The sequence below is a fragment of the Synechococcus sp. NB0720_010 genome, assembly GCF_023078835.1.
Classification (GTDB): domain Bacteria; phylum Cyanobacteriota; class Cyanobacteriia; order PCC-6307; family Cyanobiaceae; genus Vulcanococcus.
Map to the genome: position 1 here is coordinate 1,271,601 of NZ_CP090898.1, position 12,611 is coordinate 1,284,211.

Sequence of the window (12,611 nt, forward strand, 5' to 3'; positions counted from 1 at the left end):
GCACTCGGGAAACCATGAAAAAGGGGGCTCCGAAGAGCCCCCTAATCAAAGGTTCTGAGACCGGGAAGGGGATCAGGCCTTCTCGAGGCGGCCGTAGAGCTGACCAACGATCTTGACGTCGACAGGGTCATGGCTGCCCATGTCGGTGTCAGAGGGCTGAACAGCGGTGAAGACGCCTGCGAACTCACCGGTGGAAGCATCCACCTTGGTGATGGAGAGGTTCATCTCACCGGTGCCGTCGATGTAGCGCTTGCTGTTCTCACGGGCCAGCTCATCGTCCTGACCGTTCAGAGCAATCAGACCTTGGGCGTACTGAACACCGGTGGTCAGTGCACGACCCTTGGGATCGAGGAAGTTGGAAGTGCGGTAGCTGGGAACGCGATAAGCACCGTTGAGGTCGGTGCTGGTGCTGATGGCGGCGCCATCAGCGGTGGCGTCGAGCTCCTTGGAGGAGAAGGTGAAAGGCACTTCCTCACCACCGGGCAGCAGCACGGTGACGATCTGGAAGTCGATGCCGCCGAGCTCCTTGAAGTTGATGCCGTTACCGGTCACGGCCAGATCGCCGTAGACCTGATCGAGGCTGGTGGTGAAACGGGTCAGGATCTTGGTGGCCACGAACTGGGCCTCCTGACGCTTGTTGGCGGGCTCGCCCTTCACGTACACCTCAGCGGGGTGCATGCAGACCTCGCGCAGCTGGTACTTGGTGTTGCTGTCGAGGGGGATGGACCCGCGGGCGGAGTCAGGAAGGGTCGGGCAGTCGTTGGCCAGACCGGTGTTGTGGATGTCGTCGTAGGTCAGATCAGCCCGATCAATAGCCTTCGCGCCGCCACTGCAAGCGGTCACGAGGGTCAAACAAAGGGCCAGCACGACGGCCAGCAAAGGACGGAAACGCATGGGGAGAAACCGGTCTGGCGGGGAAAACCTCAGGGATTGGGGTACGCCCGATCGGGATACTACCGGTGCAAAACGCCCATTCCGCGTACCATGTCGCGGCTCTCAACAACCTGTATGCGAGAGCGGCCGATTGAATTCCTTTATGAGCGACGCGAGCACCACCACACAGATCGACGAGAGCCTGGTCCGAGGCGACTGGGAAGCCCGCCTGAGCTCAGAGCTGGAGAGCCTCGAAGAGCTGGCCGCCGAGGTGGATGGTGAAGCACAGGCCCTTCTCCTGCTGCTGCGCCGGCTCGAGGAGCTGCACCGCACGATTCAGGACGGTGCCTTCCGCTCCAGCCTCCCTTCTGATCGCGGCGAGCTCTTCAACCTGCTGAAGGGCATGGAGAAAAGCGGCGGCTGGCCCTACATCCCCCGCCTGCAGCTCCGCACCTTTATGGATCTGCTTCAGAACGACGACGATTCAGCCATGGCCGCCTGAACAGGCCGCCAGAGCGGTCAGCAGCCGATGCGCCAAGGCGAGCTTGCCCATCGGTTCAACCCGCTGAACCGCCTCACCAGGGCCAAGGATCCAGCCCTCATTGGTCAGGTCACCAAATCCTGCTCCCGGCCGATCAATCGGGTTCGCGAAGAGCAGATCGCATCCCTTGCGAGCCCACTTGGCCTGGGCCTGAGGCAGCACGTCTCCAGTGTGGGCCGCGAAGCCGAGGATCCCTTGCCCAGCCGGACGGCGCTCGACCAGTCCCCGCAGAACATCCGGGATGGGCTCCCAACCCGCCTCCATCGCCAGCGCTAGGTCCTGCTTGTCGGGTTTGTGGCTGAAGCGTTGCTTCGGGCGGTGGTCCGCAACAGCCGCGGCCATCGCAATCGCATCGGCCTTGGGCTGAAGCGCCTCGAGGGACGCCTGCAGCTCCGCTCCGGTCTCAATCGGATGGCAGTGCAGGCCCTCGAGCCAAGCCGGCTCGAGCTGGAGGGGCCCATGCACCAGATCCACCTCAGCCCCGCGCAGACGAGCGGCCTGGGCAAGCAGGACCCCCATGCGACCGCTGCTGGGATTCGTGATGCAACGGGCCGGATCAAACCACTCGCGGGTGGGGCCAGCACTCACCAGCAGCCGGCGTCCCTGCCAATCGCGCTGCCAACCCCAGAGCGCCAGCGACTCCAGCGCCAGCAGCAGGGATTCAGGCTCGGCCATCCGCCCAGCCCCTTCGCGATCACAGGCCAGCAGTCCAGCGCCGGGCCCCAAGGGCAAGACCCGCTCGAAGTCCTGGAGGTTTTGCCAATTGCGGCTGACCCCCGGTGAAGACCACATGGCTGTATTCATCGCCGCAGCCGCCAGGACTGGCGCTTCCGTGGCCAGCAGCAGAGAGGCCAGGAGGGTGTCGCCCAGCCCGTAGACCCAGCGGCCCAGGCTGGTGGCCGACAACGGGGCCAGCAGCACCAGCTCTGCCCACTCGGCCAACTCCACATGCAGCGGGCGGGCGGCGGTGTGACTCCACTGGTCGGCGTCCAGATAGCAGCGCTGACGGCTGAGGCTGGCCAGGGCCACCGGACTGACCAGTTGCGCAGCGCTGGGGGTCAGGACACAACGCACCTCGGCGCCGCGCTTGGCCAAAGCACTGACCACCAGCGGGAGCTTGACCGCGGCGATGCTGCCGCTGATCCCGACCAGAACGCGACGCCCCTTGAGGGGATCAGCCAAGGACTCAGTCCTCATCGAAAGGCTCTTGATCCACCAGGTGCACGTAGGGCCGCGCCAACTCCGGACGGTGAATGGCGATGGCACGGAGCAGGTGCCAATCGTTCAAGGCCGCAAACGGACTGGGGTAGTCGTCCTGATCCAAACGTCGCCCCAGTTCCTCCATCGAGGCCTCGGTCTGGGCAGCGATCAACTCAGGGGTGATGGAAGGGGAAGCGGTCATGGCCGTTGAAGACTGATAAGTTCTGGCCAGGACAAGGATTCTTCCTGGTCTTTAGGGGAATTAGCTCAGCTGGTAGAGCGCTGCGATCGCACCGCAGAGGTCAGGGGTTCGAGTCCCCTATTCTCCATCCACCCTTGAAGTCCCTGTGCGGATCTGGCCATGAACTGGAAACCAGAAGCAGAGGCCAAGCTCAAGGAGATCCCTTTTTTTGTGCGCCCAGCCGCCCGCAAACGGATTGAAGGGATGGCCAACGAGGCTGGACTGGATGTGATCGACGAAGCCTTTTTCGAGGACGCCAAGGCCAAGTTCGGCCAGAAATAGGGCCGCGATCCACCCTTGTGGGGTTTGACGGGCTGGCTGCGGCCAAGTCTCTGCTAAAGGGCGATGGGGTAAAAGGGTTTAGCTTTCGAGACCTTTCCCGCTCATGTCGCAGTCGAAGCGCGAGCAAGTGGTGAGCCACCTGCGTTACATCCGCCAAGAACTGCGCGAGATGCATCAAGGCGTGATGGAAGACGGTCTCCTGCCTGAAGCCGGCGAGGTGCGGGGCGTGATGGCCCAGATGGAGGCACTGCTGGAACTGCTGGAAGGCAAGGGCAGCCGCAAAGCCAAAGATGCCGACAGCTGAAGTCAGCTGATCCACTCAGCCCGGGTATCCCCGGGCTTTTTTAATGCCCCTGCGGTAAACCTCAAGGCAACCCGCCCGCACCGACTCCCCTGACCCTGACGCCCCCACCTCAGCGCACCAGGCTGCAGCGCAACCTGGGTGGAGCCTGGCCGCGCCTAGAGCGCTGGGCGAGCAATCCCTGGCGACGGCTCTCGGTGCTGCTGATCGTGCTGCTGAGCACCTTCTTCCTGGGGAATGCCATCGCCACCCTCACCGGGGCGCGCTCCTTTCTGGATCCCCCAGCTGCCCTGCTCTGCGTCTTGGCAATCGAAGCCGCGATTCGCCTGAGGGGCCCACTGCTGCGGAACACCAGCAACCGTTTGGGTCTACAGCTCTTGGACATGAGCCGGGTGGGGTTTTGCTATGGCCTGCTGCTGGAAGGCTTCAAGCTGCTCTGAGCTAGCCGGCGGCCAGGAGATAGAGCAGGGCCATCCGAATCGGGATGCCGTTGGTGACCTGCTCCTCCACCAGACAGAGCGCCGGGTCATCCAACAGAGCACCACTCATCTCGACCCCACGGTTGACCGGACCGGGATGAAGCACAGGAATCTTGCCCTGCAGGCGCCCATGGGTGAGGCCAAAACGGCGGTGGTAACTCTCCAGGCTGGTGAGCAGGTTTTGGTTCATCCGCTCCTTCTGCAGGCGCAGGGTCATCACGGCATCGGCGCCGACCAAGGCCTGATCGAGATCGCGCTCGATCCGGATGCGGCCCCGTTTGGCGACTGGGTCGCTGGCCTGCCCTGGCGGCGGGGCGTCCACGAACTGCTCAAAGGCCTGCGGCAGCAGGGTGGCGGGCCCGCAGAGCACCACCTCGGCGCCGCAGGCGGTCAGGGCCCAGAGATTGGAGCGGGCCACACGGGAATGGAGGATGTCGCCGACAATCACAATCCGCCGGCCCCGCAGCGCTTCAGGCGTTGGGCTCTCGGGGTTGAACTGACGCGCCAGGGAGAACAGGTCCAGCAGTCCCTGGCTGGGATGGCTGTGCAGGCCGTCTCCACCGTTTAAGACCGCCACGCGATCACCGCTGAGGTCAAGGTCGTGGGCCAACGAGGCGGGAATCCCGGTGCAGCGGTGACGCACCACCAGCAAGTCAGCTCCCATGGCCACATAGGTGCGCACCGTGTCGAGCAGGCTCTCCCCTTTGCTGAGGGAACTGGAGGAGGGAGAGAAGCTCTGGACATCCGCCGACAACCGTTTGGCCGCCAGCTCGAAGCTGCTGCGGGTGCGGGTGCTGGGCTCAAAAAACAGGGTGGTGACGAGCTTGCCCTGCAGGGCTGGCAGCTTGCGGGCGCCACTGGTGGGCATCGCCCGAAACCGCTGGGCCAGCTCTAAAACAGTGGTGTAGTCCTCAAGCGAGAAGGCCGCCAGATCCAGCACATGGCGGTGGGTCCAGTCGCTCAAGGTCTGAGGCAAGCGTCAACAGCAGGCTAGAAGCCCGCGACGCAAGAGGCCACGTCCCAGGCCTCAGCCAAGGGCGGACTGCGATCTCCCTTGGCACGTCGACTGATGCTGCGGCTGCTGCGGAGGTACCAGCGCCAAGGCCAGTCCTGCCCCTGACTGATGCCGATGCGGGTGGTTTGAACCAACTCCGCGTGACTGAGCTCTGGCAACCGAGGGGCCAGCCAAAGCCCCTGCGCAGGGCTGCTGGGGCAGCAGTCATGGCTGCGGTCCAGGCCAAAGCGACGAGCCAGCAGGGCCGGACCCGCGGCAATCCGCTCCGGCTCCCCCGGCATCGCTAGGGCACGCAGCAGAACGCCGTTGGCCCAGTCAGCCCTGTGGGTCACCACATTCACGCAGTGGTGAATGCCATAGCTCACATAGACGTAAAAACGCCCTGGCTCACCGAAGAGCGTTTCGTTGCTTGGGGAGCGGCGGCGGAAGCCGTGGCATGCGGGGTCGTCCTGGGAATACGCCTCGGTTTCCACCACCACACCCCAAAGCAAGCTGCCGTGCTCTTGGCATTTCACCAGCAGGCAACCGATGAGGTCGGGGGCGACCAGCTCGGCGGGGCGGGCGAAGAAGGCTTGGGGGAGCGCTGGGGGGTGCTTCGGCATCGCCGCCTCCAGGCAGGCAGGTCACAGTTAACCGACCCTGCGCTGCGCGCGAAAGCCGCGGACGCCAGAATCAGCCCATCGGCTCAGCCCCGGCGATGCACACCGAAGGATTCACCCTGGCGACGGTCTTGATTGGCGGCAGCGGGCTATTTGTCTTGGCCACCTTGTTCTTCGGAACCAAGGGCGGCTACTACGACACGGACAAGTACGACGGCAACGGCACCGCACACTGACGCGGCCGAGATCTAGGGATACTGAAGCGATCTCACGCCTCACCCCCGTGACTGCTCACTGCACCGAAGACATCCGACTGCAGCTGCGGAGCTGGCCTGAAGTAGAGGCCTATCTGACCCAGAACAAAGGGGTGATCATTCCCCTGGGCTCCACCGAGCAGCACGGACCCACCGGAGCCATCGGCACCGACGCCCTCACCGCCGAAGCCGTGGCCCTGGAGGTCGGACGGCGCCTAGGAGTGCTGGTCACCCCGGCCCAGGCCTTCGGTATGGCGGAGCACCATCTGGGCTTTGCTGGGACCATGAGCCTGCAGCCCTCCACCCTGCTGGCGGTGCTGCATGACCTGATCCTCTCCTTGGCCCGCCACGGGTTTGAGCGGATCTACGTGATCAATGGCCATGGCGGAAACATCGCCACCTGCAAGGCAGCCTTTGCCCAGGCCTACGGCACCGCTGTCGCCCGCGGACTGCCCAATGCCGCTCGACTGCGCTGCAAGCTGGCCAACTGGTTTATGACCTCAGAGGCCATGGGCCTGGCCAGAGAGCTCTACGGGGACAAGGAAGGCCACCACGCCACCCCCAGTGAAATAGCCATCACCCTGGCGCTCGAGCCCAGCCTGGAGAGCAAGCAACAACCGTTGCCCGACCCAGCACCCGCCGGACCAATTCACAGCCCCGAGGACTTCCGCCGCCGCCACCCCGATGGCCGCATGGGCTCCCATCCCTCCTTGGCCACTGCAGAGGACGGCCGCCGCTTTTTGGACGTGGCCGCGACGGGGCTGGTGGCTGATCTGGAGCGCTTTTTAAGCGAGTCGGCCAGCTAGGTTCACCCCATGAGCAACATCAGTGCCGACGACGTCCGCAAGGTGGCCAAGCTGGCTCGCCTGGATCTGCCCGAAGACAAGATCGCGACCTACACCGGTCAGCTCGAGCGGATTCTCGATTACGTCGACCACCTGCAGGCCGTCGATACCGATGGCGTTCCCGCCACCACCCGGGCTGTCGAAGTGGTCAACGTGACGCGCGAAGACACCGTTGTTGCGACCGACGTGCGGGAGCAACTGCTCAACGAAGCACCTCTGCGCGAAGGCGACTTCTTCAGGGTTCCCAAAATCCTGGCTGAGTGAATCTCAGCGCCTGGGCGAGACAGCCGTGCGGTGGAGCAGAGCCACCACGTGGCGCCTTGCCCTGAAGGACGGCAGCAGTCCTGCAATCGGACGAAGTTTGCTGCGGCGGCGGCGGTGACTGCGCACGCCCAGAACGATGTCGTAGAGGAAGTTCGTTAAATCGCTCTTGGTTTCAAACAAACCGAGGCGCTGAGGCGAGCCCTTGGCATCCAGGATTGGCTTGGTGGCGTGATAAGCCGGCCGATACTCAAACCAGGGAATTGAAGGCCATAGGTGATGAACCAAGTGATAGTTCTGACCCATGATCAGCCAATTCATTAAACGCCCCGGATAGACCCTGGCGTTGTGCCAACGGTTGCGGGACGAGAAGGGGCGGTGGGGGAGGTAATCAAAGAACAAGCCCAGGGTCACCCCGACCATCAGGGCTGGCGCGAACCAGACATTGAAGATGAAATCAATGAAGCCATATTTGATCCCAGCTAGCACAATCGCGAAGAAGATTCCCCGGGCAATCCCCCACTCAAGAAGCTCATGTCCGCGCCAAAGCTTGCGCTGGAAAAAGAAGTACTCGTGATAGAAAAAACGGGGCGCAATCAGCCAAAGCGGACCGAAGGTGCTGACGATGTGATCCGGATCATTCTTCGGATCATTCACATGGGCGTGGTGCTGCAAGTGCACCCGGGTGAAGACAGGAAAGCTGAAGCCCAACAGCATTGCGGCCCCATGCCCCATGAAGGCATTCCAGAAGCGACTGGGGTGCGCCGCGTTGTGGCAAGCGTCGTGAATGACCGTGCCTTCGAGATGCAGGGCGAGAAAACCCGTGGCCAGAAGCACAGGCAGGGGCCAACCCCAGAGGAACCAGCCCGCGATGCTCAACGCCGCAAGGGCATATCCCCCGAGGAACAGACCCACCGTTGGGTTCCAGGGCGCCGGGGGATCGAGGTATTCCCGAGGCACTGCGCTGACGGAAGCACGCACCTCTTGGCGTCCAAGCTCTTGCAACTCAGATGGGGCCAAGGTTTGCGTCATTCCTACTGAATAAGGGCCAGCTTAGAAAAACCGACCTCTCGAACGGATGCCCACCGGGGGACTTGAACCCCCACGACCGAAGCCACTGGTACCTAAAACCAGCGCGTCTACCAATTCCGCCAGGTGGGCAGGCGACGACTGTAGAGAGCGGCCCAGAATGGGGTCAACGCCTCAATTCCGATGCTGGCCACCCTTGGCGGAACCCTTGCCCTGCTGGTGGGCCTGACGGTGATGCTGCTGCCGCTGCTCGCCACCGAGCTCAGTCGCCCCCGCGATGCCGCCTGGGGGGCTGTGGTTCTGCTGCTGGGGCTGACCCTGGTCACCAGCGCGGACCGGCTGACGGGCTCCCCGATGCTGGCCGTGCTCTGCGGAGGCCTACTCATTGCCCGCCTCGGCAGCGAGGTCCTGCAAAGCCGTTGGCGCATGCTCAGCCTCGAGGAACAGCAGCGCATCGCGTCCATCGAGCGCTGGCAAACCAGCCTGAGAGAACTCTTCAGCAGCAGCACCCAGGCCGCGTCGGTCCTGAACGAAACGGGTGGATCGCTCCTGAACGCTTTCAAAGGCGGGCCCAAACCGGGCAAGAGCAGCAAGCGCTGGGTTCGCGCCGAAACCGAGAACGCTCCTGAACCCCCTTCCGCTGTTGAGCCCACCATCGAACCCACTGTTGAGCCCACCGTGGTGGCTTCCTTTGATGAGGTGGAGGAGCTGATCGAGGCCTCCAGCCCCCAAGCGGGATAATCGACCCTTGCTGCCCCAAGCGCTGTGACCGCCAGCACTGCTTCCGAGTCCTCCGCCAACGCCGGGCAGATTTCCTACAAGGACACCCTGAACCTGCTGAAAACGCCCTTCAACATGAGGGCCAATTCACAGGTGCGCGAGCCCGAGATCCAGGCGTTCTGGGCTGAGCAGCAGCTCTATGAGCGCCTGAGCGAAGAGAACACAGGTCCCTGCTTCACCCTCCACGACGGGCCGCCCTACGCCAACGGCGCCCTGCACGTCGGGCACGCGCTGAACAAGATCCTCAAGGACATCATTAATAAGACCGCCCTGCTGCAGGGCAAGCGGGCTCGCTTCGTCCCCGGTTGGGACTGCCACGGCCTACCGATTGAGCTGAAGGTGCTGCAGGGGCTCAAGAGCAGCGAGCGGGCCGAGCTCACCCCCGTCAGCCTGCGCAAGAAGGCCCATGCCTACGCCCTCGAGCAGGTGAAAGGCCAGAAGGCTGGTTTCCGCCGCTGGGGCATCTGGGCCGACTGGAATCAGCCTTACCTGACCCTGCAGAAGGACTACGAGGCCGCCCAGATCGGGGTGTTCGGAGCCATGGTGCTGGCCGGTCACATCTACCGGGGCCTCAAGCCGGTCCACTGGAGCCCCAGCTCCCGTACGGCCCTCGCTGAAGCCGAGCTCGAGTACCCCGACGGCCACAGCTCCCCCAGCGTGTTTGCCGCCTTCCCTGCTGTGGCACTCCCCAGCGAGCTGGCCGGCACCCTCGAGCAGGCGGGCCTGAGCCCCGCACAAGCCACGGCCAAAGGCGGCCTGGCTGTCGCCATCTGGACCACGACCCCCTGGACGCTGCCCGCCAACCTGGCGGTCTCCGTCAATGAACGGCTCGACTACGCCATCTGTGCCATTGAGGCCCAGGGCGACAACCCCGCACCAGCCGCCAGCCACCTGGTGGTGGCCGCCGAACTGCGGGAAAGACTGGAAACCAGCCTGGGCCTGACCCTCAAACCCCTGGTCAGCGTCAAAGGGAGTGCCCTTGAAGGCCTGCAATACCGCCATCCCCTGCTGGAGCGCACCAGTCCGGTCGTGATCGGCGGTGACTACATCACCACCGAAGCAGGCACCGGCCTGGTCCACACCGCCCCGGGCCATGGCGTCGACGACTTCAATACCGGCCGCAAGTACAAACTCCCGGTGCTTTGCCCGGTGGATGAGGCCGGAAACCTGACAGCAGAAGCCGGCCCCTTCGCCGGCACCAATGTCCTCAAAGACGCCAACCCGACGATCATCAGCGCCCTGGAAGAGACGGGCCTGCTGCTGAAGCAGGAGCGCTACGAGCACCGCTACCCCTACGACTGGCGCACCAAAAAGCCGACGATTTTCCGGGCCACCGAGCAGTGGTTCGCCTCGGTGGAGGGCTTCCGCCAGGCCGCCCTCGATGCCATTGCCCAGGTGGAGTGGCTACCGGCCAGTGGCCGTAACCGCATCGAAGCGATGGTGAGCGAGCGGGGGGACTGGTGCATCAGCCGTCAGCGCACCTGGGGTGTGCCGATTCCCGTCTTCTATCACCGTGAAACCGGTGAGGTGCTGCTCAACGAAGCCACCCTCAGCCACATCCAAGGGCTAATTGCCGAGCACGGCGCCGATGTCTGGTGGGAGCGCGACGAAGCCGGGCTCCTGCCTGAGACCTACGCCGCGGAAGCCAGCCAATGGCGCAAGGGCACCGACACGATGGATGTCTGGTTTGACTCCGGCTCCTCCTGGGCCGGCGTGCTCGGGGGCATCGAGGGCGCCAGCAGCCGCGCACCCCAACTGCACTACCCGGCTGATCTCTACCTCGAGGGCAGCGATCAACACCGCGGCTGGTTCCAAAGCAGCCTGCTCACCTCCGTTGCAGTTAACGGACACGCCCCCTACAAGCGAGTGCTCACCCACGGCTTCACCCTCGATGAGAAAGGCCGCAAGATGAGCAAATCCCTCGGGAACGTCGTCGATCCAGCGGTGCTGGTCTCGGGCGGCAAGAACCAGAAGCAGGAACCGCCCTACGGCGCCGATGTCCTTCGGCTCTGGGTGAGTTCCGTCGACTACTCGGCCGACGTCCCCCTGGGCCCCGGCATCGTCAAACAGCTGGCGGACGTCTACCGCAAGGTGCGCAACACGGCGCGCTACCTGCTGGGCAACCTCCACGACTTTGACCCCAGCCAAGACGCCGTTCCCTACGAAGAGCTACCGCTGTTGGATCAGTGGATGCTGCAGCGCACCGCGTCCTTGATTGACAGCGTCAGCGGAGACTTCGAGCGCTACGAGTTCTACCGCTTCTTCCAGGCCCTACAGAACTTCTGCGTCGTCGATCTCTCGAACGTCTACCTGGACATCGCCAAGGATCGCCTTTACGTCAGCGGTGCCAACGACTTCCGCCGCCGCAGCTGTCAAACGGTTCTCGCGCTGGTGGTGGAGCGACTCGCGGGCTTGATCGCCCCAGTGCTGTGCCACATGGCAGAGGACATCTGGCAGAACTTGCCCTACTCCGTTGCCGAGACCTCAGTGTTTGAGCGGGGCTGGCCCACGGCACCCGAGCAATGGCGCAACAGTGCCCTTGAGCAACCGATGGCCCAGATCCTGGAGCTGCGCGCGCTGGTCAATCGGCAACTGGAAAGCTGCCGCAGCGCCGCCAAGCTGGGGGCCTCCTTGGAAGCGCAGGTTCAACTGAGCCTCGGCGAAGGGAGCGAGGCAACCCAGGCAGCCCTCACCTGGCTGGAGAACAGCGCCCACCCCAAGGTCGACAACCTGGCGGATTGGCTCCTGGTCTCGGCCTTGGAAATCGGCGGCTCAAACCCCGAAGGCGTGCTGGCCGAAGCCAGTGAGAACGGCATCACCGTCCAGATCCGCAAAGCGGCCGGTCAGAAGTGCGAGCGCTGCTGGCATTACGAGAGTGACATCGGCGAGCACCTCGCCCATCCGACCCTCTGCGGCCGCTGCGTCGAGGTTCTCTCTTAAAGCCAAGCGGATGGGTCGAGGTAAGTCTCGGCCCCGGAGACGCGTGAGAGGCACTGCTCGGCCTGTGGGTTGAGCGGGCCCTGCAGCAGTTCGGCCTGCTCGATCCGTGCCGCCTCCGGCAGCAGTGGCTGATCAGGATCGAAATCCGTGGGATGGGAGACGCTGCTGGAGAAGCCACGGAAGATCAGCAGCTCAAACGGCTCCCATCCCTCATCCACCGGCCAAGCCCCCCGCAAACGCAGGACCCGATCAGCCCGGCTTCGGCTGATCTCCTCCAACTGCAGTAGCAGTTCAGCAACGCTGATCGCCATCGAAACGCCCCTACGCCCCTAGAAGCCGCCTGCGACCCGGCCCTGCTTGGGCAGGCGCACGATCAGCCATTGCAGAAGGCCAACGCCATAGGCCACGAGGGAGACGTAGCCGACAAAGGCAGCGATGGCCGCGGTCCAGCTGCCGCCAAAGACGAAATCAAAGAAACCGGCGACTCCGCCATGGAGATCATCGGGGGCCTCGAGCCAAACCCTGCAGATCGGACGGGTTAATCCGCCACCAACGCAGTTGAGGGCCACGGCACTCAAGGCCGCACCCAACAGACCGAAAAGCGTGAGACCCCAACGCCAGGCGCGCACGACAAAGGGCAAGGGGCGCCAGGGGGGCAAGTCCGCCAACTCCTCGTTGAGATCCACCCAGAACCAGACGCTGATCACCACCAGCAGCTGGGAGAGAACCGCCAGCAGATAACCCAGGGGACGGTTGTCCGTCAGCAGCAGCACCGTGATCAGCAGCAGGCTGGCGACCTTCCAATAGATCCCCATCAAGCGGGTGAGCGCCTGCTCCCGCTTCAATGCCGACCAAATCAGCAGCACCAGGGGCAACCCCAGGGCAAAAACCGCAGCCAAGCGGTAATCCAGCCAGACGAGGGTGCGATAGAGCAGCAGATCTGGCACTCAGCAACAGGCAGTCAGTGGTCA

Annotated in this window: 17 protein-coding genes and 2 tRNA genes; 10 read left to right on the plus strand and 9 right to left on the minus strand. The window is 63.9% G+C overall.

The window, feature by feature from the left end; translation table 11 throughout:
- Window positions 1-72: 72 nt before the first annotated feature.
- Entirely contained in the window at window positions 73-894 is an 822-nt protein-coding gene (locus LY254_RS06800) for a photosystem II manganese-stabilizing polypeptide (protein ID WP_010314562.1), read from the minus strand.
- 142 nt (window positions 895-1,036) lie between these two features.
- Between LY254_RS06800 and LY254_RS06805 the strand changes: the two genes are divergently transcribed.
- The gene (locus LY254_RS06805; protein WP_010314559.1) at window positions 1,037-1,375 is read left to right on the plus strand and encodes a hypothetical protein; all 339 of its coding nucleotides are present in this window, start codon (window positions 1,037-1,039) and stop codon (window positions 1,373-1,375) included.
- Here the strand turns inward: LY254_RS06805 and coaBC are convergent.
- Together coaBC and LY254_RS06815 are read right to left on the minus strand one after the other, a co-directional pair.
- A complete protein-coding gene (gene coaBC, locus LY254_RS06810; protein WP_247476288.1) occupies window positions 1,358-2,611 on the minus strand; it encodes a bifunctional phosphopantothenoylcysteine decarboxylase/phosphopantothenate--cysteine ligase CoaBC in 1,254 nt (417 codons plus the stop codon). The two genes, LY254_RS06805 and coaBC, sit on opposite strands and share 18 nt — an antisense overlap.
- Complete coding sequence (locus LY254_RS06815) at window positions 2,601-2,816, minus strand: DUF2555 domain-containing protein (protein WP_010314555.1); 216 nt, start codon at window positions 2,814-2,816, stop codon at window positions 2,601-2,603. Before LY254_RS06815 ends, coaBC begins: the two co-directional genes overlap by 11 nt.
- 54 nt (window positions 2,817-2,870) lie before the next feature.
- On the opposite strand from LY254_RS06815, the gene LY254_RS06820 reads away from it, so the two are divergent.
- From LY254_RS06820 to LY254_RS06835, 4 genes are all read left to right on the plus strand, one after another.
- Window positions 2,871-2,943: transfer RNA gene (locus tag LY254_RS06820), tRNA-Ala, on the plus strand.
- Between the two features lie 32 nt (window positions 2,944-2,975).
- A complete protein-coding gene (locus LY254_RS06825) occupies window positions 2,976-3,137 on the plus strand; it encodes a PCP reductase family protein (protein ID WP_010314554.1) in 162 nt (53 codons plus the stop codon).
- Between the two features lie 103 nt (window positions 3,138-3,240).
- Window positions 3,241-3,441, plus strand: coding sequence for a hypothetical protein (locus LY254_RS06830; protein WP_010314552.1), 201 nt, complete (start codon window positions 3,241-3,243; stop codon window positions 3,439-3,441).
- Window positions 3,442-3,635: 194 nt separating this feature from the next.
- Entirely contained in the window at window positions 3,636-3,878 is a 243-nt protein-coding gene (locus LY254_RS06835; protein ID WP_010314550.1) for a DUF565 domain-containing protein, read from the plus strand.
- A gap of 1 nt (window position 3,879) precedes the next feature.
- Here the strand turns inward: LY254_RS06835 and LY254_RS06840 are convergent, their stop codons facing one another.
- Window positions 3,880-4,881: an aspartate carbamoyltransferase catalytic subunit gene (locus LY254_RS06840; protein WP_247476290.1), complete on the minus strand. Its 1,002-nt coding sequence runs from the start codon at window positions 4,879-4,881 to the stop codon at window positions 3,880-3,882.
- Between the two features lie 26 nt (window positions 4,882-4,907).
- Window positions 4,908-5,534: a DNA-3-methyladenine glycosylase gene (locus LY254_RS06845; RefSeq protein ID WP_247476291.1), complete on the minus strand. Its 627-nt coding sequence runs from the start codon at window positions 5,532-5,534 to the stop codon at window positions 4,908-4,910.
- A gap of 95 nt (window positions 5,535-5,629) precedes the next feature.
- Between LY254_RS06845 and LY254_RS06850 the strand changes: the two genes are divergently transcribed.
- The 3 genes from LY254_RS06850 to gatC are packed head-to-tail and all read left to right on the plus strand — an operon-like array spanning window position 5,630 to window position 6,894.
- Window positions 5,630-5,767 (plus strand): hypothetical protein, encoded by a 138-nt coding sequence (locus LY254_RS06850; RefSeq protein WP_247476292.1) that lies wholly within the window; start codon window positions 5,630-5,632, stop codon window positions 5,765-5,767.
- Window positions 5,768-5,814: 47 nt separating this feature from the next.
- The gene (locus tag LY254_RS06855) at window positions 5,815-6,591 is read left to right on the plus strand and encodes a creatininase family protein (protein ID WP_247476293.1); all 777 of its coding nucleotides are present in this window, start codon (window positions 5,815-5,817) and stop codon (window positions 6,589-6,591) included.
- Between the two features lie 9 nt (window positions 6,592-6,600).
- Window positions 6,601-6,894 (plus strand): Asp-tRNA(Asn)/Glu-tRNA(Gln) amidotransferase subunit GatC, encoded by a 294-nt coding sequence (gatC, locus tag LY254_RS06860; RefSeq protein WP_010314539.1) that lies wholly within the window; start codon window positions 6,601-6,603, stop codon window positions 6,892-6,894.
- Between the two features lie 3 nt (window positions 6,895-6,897).
- On the opposite strand, the gene crtR is transcribed toward gatC, so the two are convergent.
- A complete protein-coding gene (gene crtR, locus LY254_RS06865; protein WP_247476295.1) occupies window positions 6,898-7,923 on the minus strand; it encodes a beta-carotene hydroxylase in 1,026 nt (341 codons plus the stop codon).
- A gap of 47 nt (window positions 7,924-7,970) precedes the next feature.
- Window positions 7,971-8,052 (minus strand) — tRNA-Leu (locus LY254_RS06870).
- Window positions 8,053-8,103: 51 nt separating this feature from the next.
- Between LY254_RS06870 and LY254_RS06875 the strand changes: the two genes are divergently transcribed.
- Together LY254_RS06875 and ileS are read left to right on the plus strand one after the other, a co-directional pair.
- Window positions 8,104-8,661 carry a Ycf66 family protein gene (locus tag LY254_RS06875; RefSeq protein WP_247476296.1) on the plus strand — a complete coding sequence of 186 codons (558 nt, stop codon included), beginning with the start codon at window positions 8,104-8,106 and terminating at the stop codon, window positions 8,659-8,661.
- Between the two features lie 114 nt (window positions 8,662-8,775).
- On the plus strand, window positions 8,776-11,640 hold the full coding sequence (gene ileS / locus LY254_RS06880) for an isoleucine--tRNA ligase (RefSeq protein WP_247479783.1): 2,865 nt from the start codon (window positions 8,776-8,778) through the stop codon (window positions 11,638-11,640).
- Here the strand turns inward: ileS and LY254_RS06885 are convergent.
- Both LY254_RS06885 and LY254_RS06890 read right to left on the minus strand, forming a co-directional pair.
- Window positions 11,637-11,951 (minus strand): hypothetical protein, encoded by a 315-nt coding sequence (locus LY254_RS06885; RefSeq protein ID WP_247476298.1) that lies wholly within the window; start codon window positions 11,949-11,951, stop codon window positions 11,637-11,639. The two genes, ileS and LY254_RS06885, sit on opposite strands and share 4 nt — an antisense overlap.
- A gap of 18 nt (window positions 11,952-11,969) precedes the next feature.
- Window positions 11,970-12,587, minus strand: coding sequence for a DUF3177 family protein (locus LY254_RS06890; protein WP_247476300.1), 618 nt, complete (start codon window positions 12,585-12,587; stop codon window positions 11,970-11,972).
- Between the last annotated feature and the right edge of the window lie 24 nt (window positions 12,588-12,611).

Excerpts from the sequence above, each read along its gene's own strand:
- LY254_RS06875 (WP_247476296.1), top strand. The coding sequence starts at position 8,104 with ATGCTGGCCACCCTTGGCGGAACCCTTGCCCTGCTGGTGGGCCTGACG.
- ileS (WP_247479783.1), top strand. The coding sequence starts at position 8,776 with ATGAGGGCCAATTCACAGGTGCGCGAGCCCGAGATCCAGGCGTTCTGG.
- LY254_RS06830 (WP_010314552.1), top strand. The coding sequence starts at position 3,241 with ATGTCGCAGTCGAAGCGCGAGCAAGTGGTGAGCCACCTGCGTTACATC.
- coaBC (WP_247476288.1), bottom strand. The coding sequence starts at position 2,611 with ATGAGGACTGAGTCCTTGGCTGATCCCCTCAAGGGGCGTCGCGTTCTG.
- LY254_RS06845 (WP_247476291.1), bottom strand. The coding sequence starts at position 5,534 with ATGCCGAAGCACCCCCCAGCGCTCCCCCAAGCCTTCTTCGCCCGCCCC.
- LY254_RS06885 (WP_247476298.1), bottom strand. The coding sequence starts at position 11,951 with ATGGCGATCAGCGTTGCTGAACTGCTACTGCAGTTGGAGGAGATCAGC.
- LY254_RS06815 (WP_010314555.1), bottom strand. The coding sequence starts at position 2,816 with ATGACCGCTTCCCCTTCCATCACCCCTGAGTTGATCGCTGCCCAGACC.
- LY254_RS06800 (WP_010314562.1), bottom strand. The coding sequence starts at position 894 with ATGCGTTTCCGTCCTTTGCTGGCCGTCGTGCTGGCCCTTTGTTTGACC.
- LY254_RS06805 (WP_010314559.1), top strand. The coding sequence starts at position 1,037 with ATGAGCGACGCGAGCACCACCACACAGATCGACGAGAGCCTGGTCCGA.
- gatC (WP_010314539.1), top strand. The coding sequence starts at position 6,601 with ATGAGCAACATCAGTGCCGACGACGTCCGCAAGGTGGCCAAGCTGGCT.
- LY254_RS06850 (WP_247476292.1), top strand. The coding sequence starts at position 5,630 with ATGCACACCGAAGGATTCACCCTGGCGACGGTCTTGATTGGCGGCAGC.
- LY254_RS06825 (WP_010314554.1), top strand. The coding sequence starts at position 2,976 with ATGAACTGGAAACCAGAAGCAGAGGCCAAGCTCAAGGAGATCCCTTTT.
- crtR (WP_247476295.1), bottom strand. The coding sequence starts at position 7,923 with ATGACGCAAACCTTGGCCCCATCTGAGTTGCAAGAGCTTGGACGCCAA.